The sequence below is a fragment of the Streptomyces sp. ID05-26A genome, assembly GCF_033794685.1.
Lineage (GTDB): Bacteria > Actinomycetota > Actinomycetes > Mycobacteriales > Pseudonocardiaceae > Lentzea.
The window spans coordinates 2,390,693-2,410,869 of the sequence record NZ_JARAYZ010000001.1 but is presented as its reverse complement, the minus strand read 5'-3'; the positions used below and the strand labels follow the sequence as shown (position 1 = coordinate 2,410,869).

Sequence of the window (20,177 nt, the reverse complement as noted above, 5' to 3'; positions counted from 1 at the left end):
GCCAAGTCAAGCAAGGCTAACCTAATTAAGCAAACCTCTCGCGTGCGACACCGATCACGTTCTCCCAGGCCTTCAGCAGGCGTCCCGCACGGCCTGGATCTCGCATTTCCGGTCAGCCACGAAGATTCGAACCGGCTGGCCCGACCGCGAAAAGCCATCCCGATCCACGATCGGTGCAACACATTCGTGATCTCGTTCAGCCCAAACAGAACAGTGCGTGTCCATGCGGTCACGCAACCGGCTTTGCCGCGTCAGGCTTTCTTCAGCGGACGGGCACCCAGCTCGTCCGCCAGCAGTTTCAGGATCACCGTTTCCGGGTCTCGCGCCGCGAGGGTGCTGTCCTGGTCTGCCGGGCGGGCGGCCTCGGCCAGCATCGTCTCCTCGTCGTCCGGCTCCGGCGGCAGGGGGTCGTCGGGCTCGGGCGGTTCCGGCGGGGGTGGGACGTCGTCCACCGGTGGCCGTGGGGCCGGACGTTGCTGGGGTTCCGGCTGGCGGGCGCTCGTGGCCTGGCTCGGGCGCGTCGGAGCCGGGCGGGCCGCCTTGGCCGGAGTGGACGCCTGCGCGGTGGCGCCAGGCGTGCCGTGGGTGCAGCGGACCTGCCACGTGCCGCCCAGGACCGCGGCCAGCGCGGTGGCGATGGCCTCGGTGTTGCGGGACTCGGCCAGGCGGCGGGCCAGCGGGGCCGAGGTGTGGGTGATCGTCACCACGTTGCCGTCCACCTCGCCGACCGTGGCGTTGGTCAGCATCGCCTCGGTGCTGCGGCTCGTCGCCCGGACCGCTGCCAGCAGTTCCGACCAGATCCGCCGGACCGCCGTCGCGTCCATCGCACCCGAGGCCGCCACCGGGGCCGGAGCGGGCTGGGGCGTTGCGGCGGGCGGGGCGACCGCCGGTGCCACCGGCTCCGGCTGGACCGGTGCCGGGGTCGGTGCCGGAGTGGCGACGGGCTGTGGGGCTGCCGCCACCGGGGCCGCGACCGGTGCCGCGCGGGGCGGTTCCGGTGTGACCGCCGCGGGTTCCGCCGGCTGCTGGGACCTCCTGGTGAAGACCGGTCCGCCGGCGGCCTGTGGAGCCGCCGGCTGGTCGCCCGACGCGGGTGCGACGGCGGCCGGAGGGCGGCGTTCCAGCCGTTCCAGGCGTTGGAGCAGCGCCGCTTCCGACTGGCTCGCCGACGGGAGCAGCATCCGGGAGACGAGCAGTTCCAGCAGCAGGCGGGCCGCGGTGGCTCCCCGCATGTCGACCAGGCCCTGGTGGACGATCTCGGCGTAGCGGGTGAGGGCGGCCGGGCCGATGCGTTCCGCCTGGGCTGCCATGGTGGCCAGTTCGTCTTCCGGGACGTTGACCAGGTTGCGGTCCGCCGCGTCCGGCACCGCGCAGAGCAGCACCAGGTCGCGGAGGCGGTCCAGCAGGTCCGAGGCGAAGCGGCGGGGGTCGTGGCCCGCGTCCACCAGGCGGTCGATGGTGCTGTAGACGGCCGCGCCGTCACCCGTGGAGAGGCCGTCCACCACGTCGTTGATCAGGGCCGAGTCGGTGACGCCCAGGAGCGTGATGGCCCGCTCGTACTTCACGCCGTCCGGGCCCGCGCCGGACAGGAGCTGGTCCATGACGGACTGGGTGTCGCGGGCCGAGCCACCGCCCGCCCGGATGACCAGCGGGAAGACCGCCGGCTCCACCGCCACGCCCTCCGCCGCGCAGTTGCGTTCCAGCAGGGCGCGCATCTGGCCGGGCGGGATCAGGCGGAACGGGTAGTGGTGCGTGCGGGAGCGGATGGTCGGGAGGACCTTGTCCGGCTCGGTGGTGGCGAAGATGAAGATCAGGTGGTCCGGCGGCTCTTCGACGATCTTCAGCAGGGCGTTGAAGCCCTGCGTGGTGACCATGTGCGCCTCGTCGATGATGAAGACGCGGTACTTCGCCTCGGCCGGAGCGTAGAAAGCCTTGTCGCGGAGTTCGCGGGCGTCTTCGACACCACCGTGCGAGGCCGCGTCGAGTTCGACGACGTCGACGCTGCCGGTGCCGTTGGGAGCCAGGCCGATGCAGCTGTTGCACTCGCCGCACGGGTCGGGCGTCGGGCCCTTCGCGCAGTTCAGCGAGCGGGCCAGGATGCGAGCCGACGACGTCTTGCCGCAGCCGCGCGGGCCGCTGAACAGATAGGCGTGGTTCACCCGGCCTGCCGACAAAGCGACGCGCAGCGGATCGGTCACGTGCTCCTGGCCAACGACCTCGGAGAACGTGGCCGGACGGTACTTGCGATACAGAGCGAGCGCCACGCCGCAGACAGTACCGGTGGACCCCGACACAAAAAGGGGACCCCGTGCACCCACCAGAGCCCGCTTATCCTTGCTGCCTTCCGGCCCTGGGGAGGTTCGCGAGATGTGTGCCGCACGAGGTCCGACGCAAGTGTAGCGAACGATCTAGATCGAACGTGTGTTCGAGTTGCCCACAGAGTTGTCCCCAGGTGTGGACAACTTCCGGCCCGTGGCGAGCATCAGCAGGTCAGGGGCAGGAAGATCGGGAATTCCGGTGTCCCGGAAACGCTTGCGAGCGCCCCAGAACGGGCTCTTCATCACATGTGCGAGGGCCGCCTCGGCCGGTTCGAGCGGCATCTCGCGGACGCGGCCCAGCGGGCGGGCGATGTCCTGGCCGTGGACGAGGAAGTCGACCAGCGGGTCGATCGGGGCGGCCATCGGCGCGCGCTTCGGGGAGGCAGCGGTCTCGCGGATCTGCGCGATCAACTCCGACCGGGTGAACCTCGCCGCGATCGTGCGGGCTTTCTCGTCCTCCATGCGCTCCCAGTCGAAGCGCGCCCTCACGACGCCGGTCAACACGTCACGCCAGCCCGTGCGCGTCGACGTGGTCAGGTGGGCGGCCATCGTCTGCATGGTCCAGCCGGCGCAGAGCGTGTCGCGCTGCCACTCGTCGTCGGTGAGGTCTTCGAGAAGGTCGGCGACGCCCAGGCGTTCGGCCTCCAGCCACTTCATGATCATGATTGCCCGTCGATGGCGGTCAGCCTGCGGCGCAGGAAGTCCTGTTCGGATTCGGTGCCCGCGAGCGCGATGGCCTCGCGGTAGGCCTGGGCGGCCTCGGCGTCGCGCCCCAGGCGGTGCAGCAGGTCCGCGCGGGCCGCCCGGTACGGGTGGTAGTCGCGCAGCCGGGGTTCGCCGGCCAGCGCGTCGAGCAACTCCAGGCCTGCCGCGGCTCCGTCGCGCATGGCAACCGCGGCGGCCCTGTTCAGTGCGACGACGGGCGACGGCGTGAGCTTGGTCAGCACGTCGTAGAGCGCCACGATCTGCGGCCAGTCGGTGCTGTCGAAGTCCGGCGCCTCGTCGTGCAACGCGTTGATGGCCGCCTGCACGCCGTACGGGCCGTATCCACCCGTGAGCGCGCGCTCGGCCAGAGCGCTGCCCTCGTCGATCATGTCGCGGTCCCAGAGCGTGCGGTCCTGGTCCTCCAGCAGTTCGGCGCGGGCGTCACGGCGGGCGTGGATCAGCAGCATCAACGCCAGCAGCCCGGTGACCTCGCGGTCGGGCAACAGGTTCCGCAGGATCCGCGCCAGCCGGACGGCCTCGTCGGCCAGTTCGGTGCGCTGGGCCGCATAGCCCTCGGTGAAGATCGAGTAGACGGCCTGCAACACGCCGGGCAGGCGTTCCGGGAGCTCGTGGACGTCGGGGACGCGGAACGGGATGCGCGCTTCCTTGATCTTCTTCTTCGCGCGCACGATCCGCTGCTGCATGGTCGTGACCGGCACCAGGTAGGCCCGCGCGACCTCGGGCGTCGTGAACCCGGCCAGGCAGCGCAACGTCAGCGCACCCCGGTCCTCCTCGGCCAGCGCCGGGTGCGCGCACGTGAAGAACAGCTCCAGCCGCTCGTCCGGCAACCCGTCCGCGGCCGGCGGATCCGCCCGGTCGACCTCCACCTGCAGCACCGCCAGCCGGGCCGCGTGGACCTGGTCGCGACGCAGCCGGTCGACGGCCTTGCGGCGCGCGGTCGTGAGCAACCACGCGCCGGGCCGGTCCGGCACCCCGTCCACCGGCCAGTGCTTCAGCGCCGCCTCGATCGCGTCGGAGGTGACCTCCTCGGCCAGGTCGAGGTCGCCGAAGCGCTTGACCAGCGTCGCGAGCAGCCTGCCGCGCTCCTCCCGGAACACCTGCTCGACGTTCATCGGCTCAGAACTCGGCGATCGGCCTGACGACGACGGCACCACCGTCGCGCGAGCCGGGACACTTCGCGGCCCACTCCAGCGCCGCGTCGAGGTCGGGCACGTCGATGATGTCGTACCCGCCCAGCACCTCCCGGGTCTCGGCGAACGGCCCGTCGGTGACGGTGCGCCTGCCGTCCTGTCCGACCTGGACGGTGGTCGCGGTGACGAGGTCGGCCAGCGAGTGCCCGGAAACCAGCACGCCCGCGTCCTTCATCTCCTTCTCGTACGCGATCCAGTCCTCGACGGTGCAGCTCGCCTGCTGGTCAGAGGCCGCGTAGATCAACAGCATGTACTTCACGTTCGTCCTCCTCGGTCCGGTCCTACGGGATCACGACGAGCGGGCCCCCGCCAGATCGACACGGCGCTTCAAGATTTTTCCGGCGTCGCGTCGGAGCCGGGCTCTGGCGCAGGCGGGAGGGCCCGCCGGGCACGCCGGGCGTGGACGAGGGTGACGATCGCGGCGGGGACGGCGACGAGAGCGCTGAGGATTCCCGCGACGTCGTTGAGAACGTCGATGACGGCGAGCACTTGGAGCCTCCGGTTTTAGCGCACAGCAGCTAAACCCTGAGGTCTCCTCCGCCGATGAACGATCTCATCGGCCAACGGCGCCGGAAGCCCCACACTGGACTTCGTATTGACGACACCGCTGCTTCGGGAGTACTCCCCTCCACGTGGTCCCATCAGGCTAGGCCTGTTCCTCGGACGCGGTCAGCGGCCACATGGGCGACCCCCGTTTTGGGCCCCGGAACACCCGTCCGGTAAGGTTCTCCACGGAGGATTCGCATAGCGGCCTAGTGCGCACGACTGGAAATCGTGTTGGGTTCACCCCCTCACGGGTTCAAATCCCGTATCCTCCGCTCTCTTGTCCAGAAGGGCGCCGAACTTCACCGTTCGGCGCCCTTCTGGCGTTACGGTTGCATGATGCTGCCCGAAGACCTGATGGTGCTGCTCATCAACCAGGACAACAACAAGCTGCGCGTCGACGGTTCGTCGGCGGAGAACGCGCTGGCCGGCGCCGTGCTCATCGAGCTGGTCAACTCGGGCCGCATCGCGTTCGAACCCAACGGCAAGAAGCTCCAGATCGTCGACCCGACGCCGTTGAGGGACCCGGTCCTGCAGGAGGCGATCGGCAGGTTCGACAAGCCGATGAAGCCGCAACGAGCCGTGGAACGCCTGCGGAAGAACGTGCGCGACAACGTCGCCGCACAGCTCGAAGCCCGTGGAATCGTGCGCGTGGAATCGCGGAAGGTGCTCGGAATCTTCCCCGCGAAGAGCTACGTGATCACGAAGGAATCCGTGGCCGACGAGGTGCGGAAGACCGTCGGTGAGGTCGCGTTCGGGTACCGGGGCGCCGACGCGCGCACGGGGTCGTTGATCACGCTGCTGCACGCGGTGAAGGCCGTGCACAAGGTGTTCGACGGCGACAAGCGCGCCATGACCCAGCGGGCCAAGGACATCGCGGCCGGCAACTGGGCGGGCGACGCCGTGCGCAGGGCCCTCGAGGCGATCCAGGCCGGGGTGGCCGCCGCCACAGCCGCCGCTGCCGCCGCCGCGTCAAGCTGACACGGCGACGGCTGCGGGTGGAGCGGTTACTTCTTCAGGCAGTCGATGAGATCCTCGAGCGCGAACACGATCCGGTCGACGTTCGCGTCACCCGTGGACGGGCGGGCGCGGACGATCTGCGGGTCGTGGTCGCTCGCCTGGTCGGCGAACTCGGCGTTGATGTGGACGACGTCGTAGCTGAAGCGCGTGATGTTCTTGCTCAGCACGAGGTGGTCGAGCGTCTGCGAGTTGCCCTCGAAGACGTAGCTGTACCGCTCGTTGACGGGCAGCGACTCGATCAGCGCCTTGAGGTTGCCGTCACCGGTCAGCGTCTTGAGCGCGGGCGAGAACTGGTAGTCGTTCAGGTCGCCCGCGAGCACCACGTTGGCGCCCTTGTCGACCGCGCGGAGCTGCTCCGTGAACGCCTTCAGCGACGCGGCCTGCTTGCCGCGCTGCACCTCGGACGTGCGGTTCGGCGGCTGGTTGCGGCCGTGGATGGCCTCGTCGCCGCCCTTGGAGTTGAAGTGGTTCGCGACGACGAAGACCGTGCGGCCGCGGAACTTGAACTCACCGGCGAGCGGCTTGCGGCTGCTGGCCCACGCGTCGTTGAGCGGGTCGATCCGGCCCGGTGACACGGAAAGCGCCGCACGGCCGTTCTTCTTCACGACCTGGACGGGCGTCTTGAAGTCGCCGCCCGGACGGTCCACGAAGGACACCCGCTGCGGGTTGAAGAAGAAGCCGACGCGGATGTTGCCGCCGGGCTCGCCGCCGTCCTTGAGGTTCTCCGGGTCGATCTGACGCCACTGGTAGCGCGGGCCGCCCTTGGCGACGATCGCGTCGGAGAACTTCTGCAGCGTCTGGTCCGCCGCGACGACACCGTCGTTGGTCGCGCCGTTGTTGTCCTGGATCTCCTCCAGCACAACGACATCAGGGCTGCGCAGGTTGGTCGTGACACCGTCGGCGAGCCGGTCGAACTTGTCCTGCGGGTCGGACGGGTCGAGGTTCTCGACGTTGTAGGTCGCGACCGAGAGCTCGGACTCCTTCTGCTGCGCCGTGATCTCGCGCTGCAGGTTGGACGACGTGTGCGTGCCGAGCGCGAGCGCCGCCAGCGTGTAGCCGCCGAAGTTCGTGTACTCGATGGCACCCACGGTCGCGCCGGAGAAGACGTCACCGACGTTGGCGGCGGGCAGCGTACCGGTGGTCTTGATCTTCAGGCGGCCGCTGTTCTGCTGGTCGTAGCTCGGGTACGTGGTGCCGCCGCGCAGGTTCTTGTTCTGCTCGGGGTTGACCGTCACCCAGACCTCGCCGAACGTGTTGCTCGGACCCACGACGCGGGCGTCGTCGACCTGCACGAGCGTGCCTTCGAGCGACTCGAAGTAGTCGAGGCCGTACTTCGCGGGCTCCAGCGGGAGCTGCTCGATGCTGCCGCCGGGCGCGGGCAGGTAGCCGGCCGGGACGTTCTTCACGACGACCGGCGCCGGGACGGGGTTGCCCTTGGAGACCGTGATCGTGGTGGGCGCGGTGATCTCGGTGAGGGTCTGGTTGGAACCCGTCTCACCGCCCGGCCGGTACTCCGCGATCGTGCCGCTGACCAGCACGCTGTCGCCCACCGCGACGGTCGGCGCGCTGCCCGCGGTGTAGACGAAGACGCCCTCGCTGGTGCGCGGGTCGCTGTCCGGGCTCGTCGTGTCCTGGATCCAGAAGCCGCGGTCACCCGAGGCGCGCGTGCCGGTGACGACACCGGGGACGTTGGTGACCTTCTGGCCGTTGAGCGGCGAGATGCGCGTGACGCCCTGGATGTCGTGGATGCGCTTGTCGCCGGGGGTGGGATCGGGGTCGGGGTCGGGATCCGGGTCGCCGCCGCCCGGGGTCTCGCCCTTGGAGTTGGTCGGGGTGGGGTCGCCGGCCGCGAAGTCGGCGGAGTTGTTGTCGGTGTCCGCGAGACCGGTGGGGCGCGCGACCGAGGTGGTGTTGCTCAGGGCGGCCGTCGCGGTGCCCTCGCGCACGACGGCGGAGCCGTAGCCGACGAGGTCCTTGACCCGCGTGTCGGCGGCGCAGTCCGCGGCCGTCTTGCAGGTGAGCGGCGCGGTGCCGCTGACCAGCGCGATGGTGCCGTTGGTGGCGCTCATGGCGATGGTGCCGGTGGCGTCCGGAGCAGGCAGCTCGACGGTGCCACCGGTGCCCTTGGCCTCGGCGACGAGGTACGTCTTGCCGGGAGCGATCGACCCGGCGAGCGGGGTGACGCCCCACTGCGTGCTCGCGCCGGGGCTCGCGGAGATGTACTGGACGCTGAAACCGTCGAGTGCGACGGCCGCAGCGCTCTTGTTGGCGAGCTCGACGAAGTCCTGGGTCAGCGTGGCGCCGGAGTTGCCGCCGCCCCCGTAGACCTCGGAGATCAGCGCGTCTGTGCTGGGTGCGGCGACGGCGGGAACGGCGGCGAGCACGAGTGCCGCCACCGCTGTCCCGACGACGGGCAGGGTGGGTCTCAAAACTTCCTCCAGGGGATGCGGCGGATCGCCGCATCTTTCCTCGATCGGGTGAGCTTTGGTAGCCGTTGTTACTAACGGTTAACCGGTTGGCCCATCAATGATCACTCGAACAAGTGTTCGATCATGGTGTAGGCTCAGTTTCGGAACGCCGGCCAGTGGGCCCCTCCCAGGCACCGGCCGGCGTCCCTACATTTGGCTCGTGGGGATACCGAGCTACGAGCGCCGCTGCGCCGAGATCATCAACCAGACCGAACTGCTGGTCACCGCCCTGGACGACGCTGACCTGGGCATTCAGGTGCCGTCGACGCCAGACTGGACTCTCAACCAACTGCTGCGCCACGTCGGCCACGCTCACCGCTGGGCCGACTCGATGCTCCGCGACAGACTCCCGGAGATCGACTTCTCCCGCAACGGCGCGCAACTCCTGTCGTCGTATGTGGGTGAGTCGTCGTCCGTGCTCATCCCGTGGCTGCGCGAGGGTGCCGCCTCTCTCGCGGAGGTCCTGCGGGAGGTCGACCCGAACGAGATGATCGCGCCGATGGACGGCCATCCGGGCCCGCGCGTGTGGTCGCGCCGGATGACGCACGAGACGGTGATCCACAGGTGGGACGCGTGCGACGCCCTGGGCGTGCCGTTCTCGCTGGACCCCGAGATCGCTCAGGACACACTGCGCGAGTGGACCGATCTCGCGCTGCCGTACGCGTTCTCGCGGTGGCCTGAGGAGACCGCACCGCTCGCCGGGTCCGGGACCGTGCACATGCACGCGACGGACACCGAGGCGGAGTTCGTGATCGATCTCACGGGGCCGCGGCCGGTGGTCTCGGAGGGGCACGCGAAGGCTTCCGTGGCGTTGCGCGGGCCTGTCGTCGATCTGGTGCTGGCCGTGTACCGGCGGCGGTCGCTGGAAGGGCTGGAGGTGTTCGGGGACCGCGCGCTGCTGGAGCTGATGCTGGAGCGCGTTCGTTTTTGACCATGGGGATGCTGAGCTACGGCCGACGACTCGCAACCGTCGTCACCGAGACATCGCTTCTGGTTTCAGCGCTGGACGGCGCTGACCTGAGCGTCGCGGTGCGCTCTCGTCCCGGCTGGACGCTGAACCAGCTGTTGCGGCACCTCGGCTTCGCACACAGGTCGATCGGCGCGGCGCACGCCGTCGAGGGCTACGCGGGCGAGACGCCCGCACAACTGGCGCCGTGGCTGACGGAGGGTGCCGCGCTCTTCGGCAAGACCTTGCGCGAGGCGCCGCTGGACGAGCCGCTGGGACCCGCTTTCTGGTCACGACGGATGGCGCACGAGACGTGGATGCACCGCTTCACCGCGTTCGAGGCGCTCGGGCTCCCGTTCGCCGTCGAACCGGACGTGGCGTGGGACGGGCTGTGGGAGTGGATGAACTCGTCCTTCCCGCTCCACGCAGAGCGGCCCGCCGTCACCGAACTGCTCGGGCACGGCCACAAGCTGCGGTTCTTCGCCAGCGACTACGACACGGCGTCGAACCGGTGGACCGTCGACCTGACGGGGTCGACACCCGTGGTCAAACGCGACGCCAAGGAGAGGTGCACCGTCTACGTCCGTGCGCCGGTCGCCGACCTGGTGCTGACGCTCAACGGGCGACGCGTGCCCGCTCGCAGCGAGGTGACCGGCGACAAGGCGCTGCTGCGCGAGTTCCTCTACGCGGTCAACTAACGGCTCAGCTCGTCACGCGCCGCGTCGAGGAACGCGACCTTCGGCCCGCGGAGGTGCTCCCACAACGTGCCCTCGGCGGGCTCCTGCCAGACGACGTGGTCGAGGGCCGTCACGTAGGCGCGAGCCAGTTCGTGCAGGCGCGCGGCGAACAGCACGTGGATCATCCGTTCGCACACCCAGATCTCGTCGACCACGTCCAGGGCCGACGTCTTCCAGACAGGCGTGCCGTCGCGGTCTTCCGCAACGCGTTCCGCGCGTTGGGCGACCCGGATGAACTCCCGCAGCAGGTCGAGCTGTTCGGAGCGGCGAGCGGCGGCACGTTCGGCGGTCTGGCGGCGCACGTCGTTGCGTTCCACCCGCCGCGCCACGCTGCTCTGCACCAGGGAGGACAGGCCGCCACCGAGCAGCACGCCGGTCAGGGAGAGGACCGCGACCCACACCTGTGTCTGCATGGGTGCGATTGATACCAAAAGCCAGAGCCCCGGTTGCCATGATCGGCAACCGGGGCCCCTGAACCGCTTACTCGGTGCGGAAGGACACGTCGCCGGAGTCGACACTGCGCAGAGTGCCCAGCGACGTCGCCTGACCCGTGCAGTCCGGCGTGGAGTAGGCGAGGACGTTCGTCAGGCCGCTCCAGCCGACCAGGAGGTCAGCACCGGCCGGCACCAGGTGGCACCCGCCGTCCGGCTGGGGGAAGTTCTTGATGAGCTTGAACTCCTTGTGGGCGTAGAACGAGAGCCCGGTCTCAGGGTCCGCGGGGGCGGCCGTTGCGGGGCCGGCCATCGCTCCGGCGAGCGCCGCGGCCGAGACGAGACCGATCGCGGTGCGGGTCAACGCGTTGCGCATCCTTCGCTCCTTCGAGGTAGGTAGATCTGCGCCCACCTCAACCAGTACCCGAAGGAAGTTGAAGGATCAACATTTGAGAGGAGTTCCGGGAACGCAAGAAGGGCCCCGGATCACTCCGGGGCCCTTCAACAGCGGTGGCGGTGGGATTTGAACCCACGGAGGCTTTCACCTCACACGCTTTCGAGGCGTGCTCCTTCGGCCGCTCGGACACGCCACCGATAAGAACAATACACAGCCGCCGCAGCCGCTTTAACGCTGGGTCCGGAAGAACCGTTCCAGCAGCTCAGCGCACTCCGCCTCCAGCACACCGCCCTGCACCTCGGGCCGATGGTTGAGCCGCCGGTCGCGCACGACGTCCCACAACGAGGCCACCGCACCGGTCTTGGGCTCCCAGGCACCGAAGACGAGGCGTGAGACACGGGCGAGCACAAGAGCGCCGGCACACATCGTGCACGGTTCCAGCGTCACCGCGAGGGTGCAGCCGTCGAGCCGCCAGCCGTCGCCGTACCGAGCGGCAGCAGCACGCAGCGCCAGGATCTCGGCGTGCGCTGTCGGGTCGCCCAACGCCTCGCGGGCGTTGCAGGCTGACGCGAGCACGGAACCGTCCGGGGCGAAGACGACGGCGCCGATCGGGACGTCCGTGCCCGCGTCCGCGGCCGCGACGAGAGCGGCTCGGACCATGTCCTCCGAGGAGATCACGCTTGGATCGTGTCGAGCAGCTTCGTGAGCTCGTCGATGAAGCCGATGCGCTGGGCGATCATCTGGAGCTGCTCGTCCGGGTAGAGGTCGACCTCGTCGACGATGATCTGGAGTTCGTGCGAGGGCATGCCGAGGTCGGACAGGACGCCCAGGTCGCCCTCGGGCCAGAGTTCGTTGTCCTCCTCGTCCGGAGGGTCGACTCGCAGGAGGTCCAGCACGTCGGCCGCGATGTCGTAGTCGAGGGCGGCGGCCGCGTCCGACAGCAGCAGCGCGACTCCGCCTGGCACGGGGCGGAGAACGATGAAGAACTCGTCGTCGACGGCGAGAAGCCCGAAGACGGCTCCGGTCGACCTCAGTTGGCGCAGCTCCGTGATCGCCGCGTCCAGCTCCGACAGCGCGGAGCTGTCCATCCTGTTGCACCGCCAGCGGCCGTCCTCCCGGACTACCGCGACCGCGAAGCCGTTGACCGGCTCCTGCTGTGTCATGTGCACACCGTAGGGCCCAGACGACCTTCCCGGTAGCCGAGGTGGTGGCACCATCGGTAGATGAGCACAACTACGCCGGACCCCCGTCTCGCCGGACTGCTCGAAGGGGCGCGCTCACTGCAGCCCCGCACGGTGGCGCTGCGCCGTCAGATCCACAAACACCCTGAGCAGGGGCTTCAGAACCCCAGGACTCAGGCGGCGATCCTGCACGCGTTGGAGGGGTTGCCGGTCAAGGTCACGAAGGGTGAGTCGACGACGTCGGTCGTGGCGGTGCTCGAGGGCGACCAGCCGGGGCCGACGGTGCTGTTGCGCGGCGACATGGACGGCCTGCCGCTCCAGGAGGAGACAGGCCTGCCGTTCGCGTCCGAAGTGGACGGCAACATGCACGCCTGCGGTCACGACACGCACGTGGCGATGCTCGCCTCGTCCGCCCGTCTGCTGGCCGACCGGCGCGACTCGCTCAAGGGTCGCGTGCTGTTCATGTTCCAGCCGGGCGAGGAGGGCCACCACGGCGCCCGGTACATGATCGAGGAGGGGCTGCTCGACGACGGCGTGGAGAAGGCGTTCGCGCTGCACATCACGTCGACGATGAAGTCCGGCGTGGTGACGTGCCGGCCGGGCGCGATGATGGCGTCCGCGGACACGTTCCACGTGCACGTGAAGGGCCGCGGCGGGCACGGCGCGATGCCGCACAACGCGCTGGACCCGGTGCCGGCGGCCGCGGCGATGGTGGGGGCCATCCAGACGATGCTCGGGCGGCGGATCAGCGTGCACCAGCCCGCGGTGGTCACCGTCGCGCAGATCAACGCCGGTACGACGACGAACATCATCCCCGAGGTGGCCACGCTCGACGGGACGATCCGGACGTTGTCCGAGGAGACGCGCGCGCTCGTGCACAAGGAGCTCAAGCAGGCCGTGAAGCACACGGCCGCCGCCTACGGGTGCCATGCCGAGGTCAGCATCGTGCCGGGCTACCCGGTGACGGTGAACGACGACGTCGTCGGGCAGCACGTGGTGGACCTGGCCGCGACGGCGATGGGCGCCTCGTGGAGCGAGCCCATGCAGGACCCGCTGATGGGCGCGGAGGACTTCTCGTACGTGCTGCAACGGGTTCCCGGCGCGCTGGCGTTCCTCGGAGCCTGCCCTCGCGGGGTCGATCTGGAGGAGGCCGCGCCGAACCACTCGAACCGGGTGCTGTTCGACGAGGCCGCCATGGAGCACGGGGTCGCGATGTACGCGGCGTTCGCGCTGGACGCCCTCCGGTAGTTGCAGGTACGCGTCACACGGAATGATGGGCGCCGTGCGAGACGTGTGCGTGATCGGACTGGGACTGATCGGCGGCTCCGTGCTGCGAGCCGCCAAGGCTGCCGGTCGCACGGTGTGGGGTGCGACGGCGAGCAAAGAGGACGCGGACAAGGCACGCGCTGAGGGCTTCGACATCACGTCCGTGGAGGAAGCCCTCAGCCGGAGCCCCGAGGCACTGGTCGTCCTCGCCGTGCCCATGCCCGCGCTGCCTGACCTGCTGCGCAAGATCCCCGCGGGCACGAGACTCACGGACGTCACGAGCGTCAAGGGGCCCGTGCACGACGCGGTGCACAGGTACGCGCCGCACGTGCGGTTCGTCGGCGGGCACCCGATGGCCGGCACTAGCAGGAGCGGCTGGGACGCGGGCACGGCGACCCTCTTCGAGAACGCCGCCTGGGTCGTCACGCCCGAGGAGGCCGACGACCACCTCAACGACGTCATGCGACTCGCGCTCGACCTCGGCGCGCACGTGGTGCCGACGACGCCCGAGGAGCACGACGAGGCCGTGGCGCGGATCAGCCACCTGCCGCACATCATGGCGGCGATCCTCGCGGCGGTCGGTGCCGACGGCGGCCCGCTGGCCATGGCACTCGCGGCGGGCAGTTTCGGTGACGGGACGCGGGTCGCGGGCAGCCGGCCGGAGCTCGTGCGGGCCATGTGCGAGGGGAACCGGGACGCGCTGCTGACGGCCGTCGACGACGCACTCGGCAGGCTCGGCGCGGCACGGGGCTCGCTGGCGTCCACCGGAGGTCTCGCCAAGACCATCGAGGCCGGTCACGAGGGCAGGAACGCGCTGGTCAACCAGCCTGGCCGCACCGCGGTCACGATCGACCTGACCAAGCCGGGAGCACTCGCCGCGCTGCGCAACCTGGGGTCGCGCGGCGGACGCGTGGTTGGGCTGAACGGCAGCACCGCCCAGGCGGAAACGTCGTAGGGTCGCCGGGTGGATCGACGGACGCTCGCCGGTGGGCTCGGTGGTCTTGCGCTCGTCGTTGCCGCCGTCGTGGCGCTCCGCAGCGGTGACGCGCCGGACACCCTCAAGAAGGAGATCGCGGACGGCGTCGAGGTCGTGGCGCTCCAGGAGCCGACGAAGCCGGCCAACCCCAGGGCCCAGGCGCTCGACGTGGACGCGCTGCAGATCGCGTGGAACGGCTCGGCGTCCGCCTACGAGGTGCGCTGGAACGGCAACGAGCAGCTCGTGCCCACGCCCGAGGTCGAACTGCCGGGGCTGAACCCCGACGAGGAGACGCAGGTCGAGATCCGGGCGGTCAGCGCCACCGGCAAGCGCAGTGAGCCGCTCAAGCTCGCCGCCACGCCCAAGGACCTCTACAACGGCAAGTGGGACGACCAGCTCGTCGGCCAGCCGGACAAGTTCGACGGCCCCGAGTCCCTCGACCCGCGCAAGTGGCGGGTGGAGGCCGAAGCGGACTGCCTCGGTCTCCGGCCGTTCGGACCGGGCAAGCGCGTCGACGTCGACTGCCCGATGGCCTCCTTCCAGTCGAACACGCCCATCCGCTTCGGGGTGCCCGCGAACGACGGCGCGACCGGCCGGGCGATCATCAGCGTCGCGGGCGCGGTCGAGTCGAGTCACGTGCGGCTGACGTTGCTGCCCGACCCGTGGCAGTACCTGAAGGAGACCGACGCGCAGCCCAGGGGCGCGGTCAGCCTCGACATCACGACGCAGGGCACGCGGATCATCGCGGACCCCGAACTCCCCCGCACCGGCAAGCAAATCGCCCTCGGCGACGCGCCCATGACCGGACTCGTCGCGGGTGTGCGGCACCGGTGGGAGATGCGGGTGCTGCCGGACGCCGTGGTCGCGCTGCGGGACGGCGTCGTGGTCGCCTACGAGCCCGTCGAGATCAGGGAACGCGTGGTGCATCCGCGGATCCGCATCGACGGCGGTGGGTTCCTGGACGCGTTCGGCGTCGGGGGCGTGCCGGAACGCGTCGTGCCCACCGAGGTCATCCCGCTCGACCAGGACGTCGACCTGCCGCAGGACGTCGTCGCCGTGAAGCTCGTCAAACCCGGACAGGGCAACCAGGTCACCATCACCGACGTGCCGCTCAGCGCCGGGAAGATCCGTGCCCAGGAGGCACGGCTGGTGGTCGTCCGCAAGCCCGAGAGCCGCCCCGGCGCGCTCCCCCGGCTCGCGGACCGGCCCGGCGGCATCAAGACCGGCGGCCCCCGGCTGCACGTCATGCACGAGGACGGCGCGAAGCCTCCGCAGCCGTTGCCCGCCAAGGGACGCGTCCTCGTCACGGCCGAGCTCAACGACATCGGCCACCGCGGCATCGAGCTCGAACTCGACGGCAGGCGGATCGTCGCGCTGCCCACCAACGAGCAGGGGCCCGGCGTCCCCGGCAGGCACGAGTTCTGGCTCGACACCGGCGACCTGACCCCGGGGTCGGACGCTCGGCTCAAGCTCAGCGTCCTTCCGGCGGACGGTGGCGAACCCGTTATCGCGGAAACCGTGTTCGAGCTGGGGTGAACGCCCTAGCGTGACCGCTATGAAGCGGGTCGTCCTCGTAGTCGCGGGACTCGCGCTGGTGGCGGGCGTGATCGTGCTGCGCGACACCGGCGGGAGCGACCTGCCCACGGCTCCCCCGCCACCGACGAAGCTCAAGGCGTACACGGCGGAACAGCTCCTGGTGCCGGGCCCGACGAGTCGACCGGCGAAGCCCACCGGCATCGTCGCGCGCGCCGGCCACCACAAGATCCAGCTCAACTGGTCGGGCGACGCACCCGCGTACGAGGTGCGCTGGGGCGCGAAGGTCCGGCTCGTCACGCGTCCCGGCACCCAGCTCAACGGCCTGGAGAACGAGCGCGAGCAGCAGATCGACATCCGCGCCGTCGACTCGTTCGGCCAGCGCTCGCAGCCCGTCACGACCAAGGCGACCCCACGCGCCGACAACGCGCCGTACACGTTCGTCGACCGCTTCGACGCCCCCGCCGAGCCCGACCTGCAGCGGTGGAGGCTCTCCAAGCGCACCGACTGCGCCCGCGCCACCTCGGGCGACGAGGACGACCACGACCGCCTGATCATCAGCAGCAGCTGCGGCACGCGCGCGGTGACGCTGAGGTCGCGCACACCGTTCGTCCGCGGCGACGACGAGAGTCGGCTCGTGGTCGAGACCGACGCCCCGAGCACCGGCGGCAAGCTGCTGCTCGACCTCGTGCCGGGCCCGGTCAGCGTGCAGGGCGAACCGGTGCCGCCGAACACGATCCGCGCCACGGTCTCCACCGACAACGCCGGCAACTCGATCCTCGAGCTCGTCCCGAACGGCACCGCGGTCAAACCCGTCCCCGCCGCGGTGCCGGGCGTGACGGTGCGCTGGGAGGTCGTGCTGACCGCCGCCGGAGTCCAGGTCGTGCGCGACGGCGACGTCCTCGCGACCTCGCCGTTCGTACCGCAGTGGCGCGAGGCGACGGCGCTGGTGGGCGTCGCGGCCCTGGCGGGTGACCGGATCCGCGCCGGCGTCGACCTGATCGGCTACCGCACGGCCAAGGCCGACGCCCCGAGCACCGGCCCGACGCCGCAGGTGCGCGTGGACGGCCCGGCCAGCACCAGCGCCCACCCCCTCGCGGACGTCACCGCAGGTCAGCTGCGCATCGCGATGATCCCCTCGCGCGAGAGCGAACCCATCACCGCCGTGAAGGTCAACGGCATCCAGGTGCCCCTCAGGCCTGCCGTCGAGGGTGAGCCGTGGAAGCCCGGTGCGGAGTACCCGGCCGTCGCCGACCTGCCGCGGGAGGCCTTCACCGACAACCTGAACGTCCAGCTGGTCACCCTGGAACGCGTCCAGGTCACCCACACCGACGTCGAGCTGACCGGCCCCAAGAGCATCACCCAGCGCGAGACCGCCGACCCGCTGGTGGACGCGAAGCCGGCCCTCGCCGACCCGATCCCCGAGGTCCTCGACGCCGGTGGCCAGCCCATCGAGAACGGCGCCGCCTTCAACCGGGGCCGCGTGGTCCTGGAGGTGCGGATCAACGCCCTCGACGCGTCCGTGGCGGGCCTCGCGGGGTTCGAGATCAGGCTCGACGGCAACCACGTCGCGACCGTCCCCACCACGGCCGACGGACCCGCCGCGGCAGGCCGGTGGCGGATTTCACTCAACACCGCCGCGCTGACCGCCGGACCGCACGCCGTCGAGGTGAAGGCCTTCAGCACCGATTCAGAGGTGCATCCCGAAACGGGTTACGTTCCCTTTTTGCTCAAGCCGTGATTGCTCCAAGATGGGTCTCATGGCCCGCGCACTGATCATCGACGCCGCCCGCACGCCGTTCGGGAAGTACCGGGGAGGTCTTTCCGGCATCCGGGTGGACGACCTCGCGGCGCTGCCCATCGTCGACCTGCTGCGCCGCTACCCGTCGCTCGACCTGGCGCGCATCGACGACGTGCTGCTGGGTGACGCGAACGGCGCCGGCGAGGACAACCGCAACGTCGCCCGCATGGCCGCGTTGCTGGCGGGACTGCCGGTCTCCGTGCCGGGCGTGACGCTGAACCGGCTGTGCGCGTCCGGCGGCGAGTCGATCATCCAGGGTGCCCGTGCGTTGATCACCGGGGATGCCGACCTGATCATCGCCGGTGGTGTCGAGGGGATGTCGCGGGCGCCGTTCGTGACGGCCCGTCCGGACAAGGCCTTCCCGGACCGCCTGGAGACCGTGTCGACGGCACTGGGCTGGCGGCTCGTGAACCCGCGCATGCCCAAGCACTACACGACTCCGTTGGGGCTGGCCGCCGAGAACGTGGCCGTGGAGCTGGGAATCACCCGCGAGCAGATGGACAACTTCGCGCTGCGCTCGCACCGGCGGGCCGCGGCGGCCTGGGACGCGGGCGTGCACGAGGGGTTCGCGTTCCCCGTGCAACTGCCGGACGGCACCGCGATCCGGCGCGACGAGAACGTCCGCGCGGACACCAGCGTCGAGAAGCTGTCCAAGCTGAAGCCCGCGTTCTCGGAGAACGGCTCGGTGACGGCCGGCAACGCGTCACCGTTGAACGACGGCGCTCTCGCCGCGTTGCTCGGCACGGAAGCGATCGCGTCGGAGTTGGGCGTCGAGCCGCTGGGTGAGGTGCTGGGATCGGCGACCACCGGCGAAGAACCGCACCGGTTCACGATCGCGCCCGTGTCGGCGATCCGGAAGTTGTTGAAGCGCCTGCACCTCGAGGCCGATCAGGTCGACCTGTGGGAGATCAACGAGGCCTTCGCCGCGATGGCGTTGTCCGTCGTGCACCACCTTCCCGACATCGACAAGGAGAAGGTCAACGTCCACGGCGGCGCGATCGCCTACGGACACCCGCTCGGCGCCTCGATGCCGCGCGTGATCGTCGACCTGTGCCGCCACCTGCGGGCTCGGGGTGGCGGCGTCGGCATCGCGGCGGCGTGCGTCGGTGTGGGCCAGGGTGTGGCCGTGGCGGTGCGCGTCTAACGCTTGGAGTGCAGGATGTCGCGCGCCTGCTCGGCCGCGCGCACGATGCTCTCGCTGACGAAGTCGAGGAACCGCGCGATGTTCTCCAGCCGGACGGCCGCGGGGGTGCCGGGGCCGAGGCTGCTGACGCCCTGGCGCGCGGCCTCGGCGAGCGTCGTCGTGCCGGCGGCGCTCGCGATCATCGACTGGTACCAGATGTCCCCGTCGTCGACGACGTAGCGCTCGCGGCGGCGTTCGTCGCGCTCGCGGCCGATGAGACCCTGACTTTCCAGGTAGGCCATGGCTTTCGAGACCGATGCCGGACTGACCTGCAGATGTCCCACCAGTTCTGACGCGGTCAGGCTGCCGGAGTCGGTGGCGTAGAGGCTCGCGAGCGCCCTCGCCGTCATCTTCGGCAGCCCCTGGCCGATGAAGATCCCCGAGAACACCTCCTCGAACTCCCGCACCGCCTCCGGGTCGCGTCCGTCGGCCCGTTCCGGGACCTGCCTGCGCGGCGCGGCCTGCTTGCGGCGCTGGGCGCGGCGTTCGGTGGTGAGCTGGGCGATGTCGGCCTTGTAACCGGCCGGACCTCCGTTGCGCAGCACCTCGCGCGTGATCGTCGAGGTCGGCCGGTCGAGGCTCCTCGCGATCTCCGCGTACGCGAGGCCGTCGGCGAGGCCGAGGGCGATCTGGCGGCGTTCCTGCTGGGTGAGTCGACCTCCTGGCATGCGTCCCACCATAGCGTTCATCGACATCTCATTGCAACGCGCGTTGCATTAGCTCTACATCCGGTTGCAACGATCTTGGGCTTCTGAGCTGCTTTAAAGCGTTCTCGTCGCAACGAAGTTGTTGGCGAGATCCGGAAACGCAACGTAGCTTTTCGCACATCAGAAACAACGAGCCACAGGAGCCCGAGATGCAGACCTTCGCCACCCCCGCCCCCATCGCCGCCGTCCTCGACATCCCCGCCGGCCGAGTCCAGTTCATCGCCGCCGACCGCGCCGACACCGCCGTCGAGGTCCTGCCGGCCAACGCCTCGCAGAGCCGCGACGTGAAGGCCGCCGAGAAGATCCGGGTCGCCTTCGCCGACGGCGTCCTGCGCGTCACGACCGAGACCGGCAACAAGATCCTCGGCTCCTCCGGGTCGGTCGAGATCACCGTCCAGTTGCCCGCCGGTTCCCGCGTCGAGGCGAAGGCCGCCAGCGCCGAGTTCCGCGGCGTCGGCCGGCTCGGCGACATCGCCTTCGAGGCCGCGCAGAGCGACGTCAAGATCGACGAAGCCGCGAACGTCCACGTCTCGACGCAGGCCGGCGACGTCACCATCGGCCGCCTCAACGGTTCCGCCGAGATCACCACGCAGAAGGGCGACATCACCGTCGCCTCCGGCCTCTCGGCCGCCCTCGACGCCGGCACCGCACACGGCCGCGTCACCAACTCGCTGCGCAACGACGGCACGACCGCGATCACCATCCGCGCCACCACGTCGTACGGCGACATCACCGCCCGCAGCCTCTGACCGCA

General features: G+C 70.1%; 19 protein-coding genes, 2 tRNA genes and 1 other RNA gene. 10 read left to right on the top strand and 12 right to left on the bottom strand.

Features of this window, described 5'->3' with window-relative positions; translation table 11 throughout:
- Nucleotides 1-251 precede the first annotated feature (251 nt).
- The 5 genes from PV646_RS11995 to PV646_RS11975 form a co-directional block, all read right to left on the bottom strand.
- Nucleotides 252-2,264, bottom strand: a complete 2,013-nt coding sequence (locus PV646_RS11995) for a DNA polymerase III subunit gamma and tau (protein WP_500341483.1) — start codon at nt 2,262-2,264, stop codon at nt 252-254.
- A gap of 30 nt (nt 2,265-2,294) precedes the next feature.
- Nucleotides 2,295-2,391: signal recognition particle sRNA small type (gene ffs / locus PV646_RS11990), an RNA gene on the bottom strand.
- A 17-nt stretch (nt 2,392-2,408) separates the two neighbouring features.
- Nucleotides 2,409-2,981, bottom strand: coding sequence for a maleylpyruvate isomerase family mycothiol-dependent enzyme (locus PV646_RS11985; RefSeq protein WP_500341482.1), 573 nt, complete (start codon nt 2,979-2,981; stop codon nt 2,409-2,411).
- Nucleotides 2,978-4,156 carry an RNA polymerase sigma factor gene (locus PV646_RS11980; RefSeq protein WP_500341481.1) on the bottom strand — a complete coding sequence of 393 codons (1,179 nt, stop codon included), beginning with the start codon at nt 4,154-4,156 and terminating at the stop codon, nt 2,978-2,980. The genes PV646_RS11985 and PV646_RS11980 overlap by 4 nt, the downstream gene beginning before the upstream one ends.
- A 4-nt stretch (nt 4,157-4,160) precedes the next feature.
- Nucleotides 4,161-4,493, bottom strand: a complete 333-nt coding sequence (locus PV646_RS11975) for a YciI family protein (RefSeq protein ID WP_500341480.1) — start codon at nt 4,491-4,493, stop codon at nt 4,161-4,163.
- A 474-nt stretch (nt 4,494-4,967) separates the two neighbouring features.
- Here PV646_RS11975 and PV646_RS11970 point away from each other — a divergent pair.
- Together PV646_RS11970 and PV646_RS11965 are read left to right on the top strand one after the other, a co-directional pair.
- Nucleotides 4,968-5,052, top strand: a tRNA-Ser gene (locus PV646_RS11970).
- 64 nt (nt 5,053-5,116) lie between these two features.
- Nucleotides 5,117-5,758 carry a GOLPH3/VPS74 family protein gene (locus tag PV646_RS11965; protein WP_500341479.1) on the top strand — a complete coding sequence of 214 codons (642 nt, stop codon included), beginning with the start codon at nt 5,117-5,119 and terminating at the stop codon, nt 5,756-5,758.
- A gap of 26 nt (nt 5,759-5,784) precedes the next feature.
- On the opposite strand, the gene PV646_RS11960 is transcribed toward PV646_RS11965, so the two are convergent.
- Entirely contained in the window at nt 5,785-8,226 is a 2,442-nt protein-coding gene (locus PV646_RS11960) for a DUF8508 domain-containing protein (RefSeq protein ID WP_500341478.1), read from the bottom strand.
- A gap of 199 nt (nt 8,227-8,425) precedes the next feature.
- On the opposite strand from PV646_RS11960, the gene PV646_RS11955 reads away from it, so the two are divergent.
- Complete coding sequence (locus PV646_RS11955; RefSeq protein ID WP_500341477.1) at nt 8,426-9,196, top strand: maleylpyruvate isomerase family mycothiol-dependent enzyme; 771 nt, start codon at nt 8,426-8,428, stop codon at nt 9,194-9,196.
- Between the two features lie 2 nt (nt 9,197-9,198).
- A complete protein-coding gene (locus tag PV646_RS11950; protein WP_500341476.1) occupies nt 9,199-9,909 on the top strand; it encodes a maleylpyruvate isomerase family mycothiol-dependent enzyme in 711 nt (236 codons plus the stop codon).
- Here PV646_RS11950 and PV646_RS11945 read toward each other — a convergent pair.
- From PV646_RS11945 to PV646_RS11925, 5 genes are all read right to left on the bottom strand, one after another.
- Nucleotides 9,906-10,361, bottom strand: a complete 456-nt coding sequence (locus PV646_RS11945) for a hypothetical protein (protein ID WP_500341475.1) — start codon at nt 10,359-10,361, stop codon at nt 9,906-9,908. The genes PV646_RS11950 and PV646_RS11945 overlap by 4 nt on opposite strands.
- A 67-nt stretch (nt 10,362-10,428) precedes the next feature.
- Nucleotides 10,429-10,755, bottom strand: coding sequence for a hypothetical protein (locus tag PV646_RS11940; protein ID WP_500341474.1), 327 nt, complete (start codon nt 10,753-10,755; stop codon nt 10,429-10,431).
- Nucleotides 10,756-10,887: 132 nt separating this feature from the next.
- Nucleotides 10,888-10,972, bottom strand: a tRNA-Ser gene (locus PV646_RS11935).
- Nucleotides 10,973-11,004: 32 nt separating this feature from the next.
- The gene (locus PV646_RS11930) at nt 11,005-11,436 is read right to left on the bottom strand and encodes a nucleoside deaminase (RefSeq protein WP_500342368.1); all 432 of its coding nucleotides are present in this window, start codon (nt 11,434-11,436) and stop codon (nt 11,005-11,007) included.
- A gap of 14 nt (nt 11,437-11,450) precedes the next feature.
- Nucleotides 11,451-11,939 carry a tRNA adenosine deaminase-associated protein gene (locus tag PV646_RS11925; protein ID WP_500341473.1) on the bottom strand — a complete coding sequence of 163 codons (489 nt, stop codon included), beginning with the start codon at nt 11,937-11,939 and terminating at the stop codon, nt 11,451-11,453.
- Nucleotides 11,940-11,999: 60 nt separating this feature from the next.
- Between PV646_RS11925 and PV646_RS11920 the strand changes: the two genes are divergently transcribed.
- The 5 genes from PV646_RS11920 to PV646_RS11900 are packed head-to-tail and all read left to right on the top strand — an operon-like array spanning nt 12,000 to nt 18,677.
- Entirely contained in the window at nt 12,000-13,205 is a 1,206-nt protein-coding gene (locus PV646_RS11920; protein WP_500341472.1) for a M20 metallopeptidase family protein, read from the top strand.
- Between the two features lie 34 nt (nt 13,206-13,239).
- Nucleotides 13,240-14,178, top strand: coding sequence for a prephenate dehydrogenase (locus PV646_RS11915; protein ID WP_500341471.1), 939 nt, complete (start codon nt 13,240-13,242; stop codon nt 14,176-14,178).
- 9 nt (nt 14,179-14,187) lie between these two features.
- On the top strand, nt 14,188-15,735 hold the full coding sequence (locus tag PV646_RS11910; RefSeq protein ID WP_500341470.1) for a fibronectin type III domain-containing protein: 1,548 nt from the start codon (nt 14,188-14,190) through the stop codon (nt 15,733-15,735).
- 19 nt (nt 15,736-15,754) lie between these two features.
- Entirely contained in the window at nt 15,755-17,473 is a 1,719-nt protein-coding gene (locus PV646_RS11905; RefSeq protein WP_500341469.1) for a hypothetical protein, read from the top strand.
- 19 nt (nt 17,474-17,492) lie between these two features.
- Nucleotides 17,493-18,677: a thiolase family protein gene (locus PV646_RS11900; protein WP_500341468.1), complete on the top strand. Its 1,185-nt coding sequence runs from the start codon at nt 17,493-17,495 to the stop codon at nt 18,675-18,677.
- Here PV646_RS11900 and PV646_RS11895 read toward each other — a convergent pair.
- Nucleotides 18,674-19,384, bottom strand: coding sequence for a helix-turn-helix domain-containing protein (locus tag PV646_RS11895; protein ID WP_500341467.1), 711 nt, complete (start codon nt 19,382-19,384; stop codon nt 18,674-18,676). The genes PV646_RS11900 and PV646_RS11895 overlap by 4 nt on opposite strands.
- A gap of 188 nt (nt 19,385-19,572) precedes the next feature.
- Between PV646_RS11895 and PV646_RS11890 the strand changes: the two genes are divergently transcribed.
- The gene (locus PV646_RS11890; protein ID WP_500341466.1) at nt 19,573-20,172 is read left to right on the top strand and encodes a DUF4097 family beta strand repeat-containing protein; all 600 of its coding nucleotides are present in this window, start codon (nt 19,573-19,575) and stop codon (nt 20,170-20,172) included.
- The last annotated feature ends 5 nt before the right edge of the window (nt 20,173-20,177 follow it).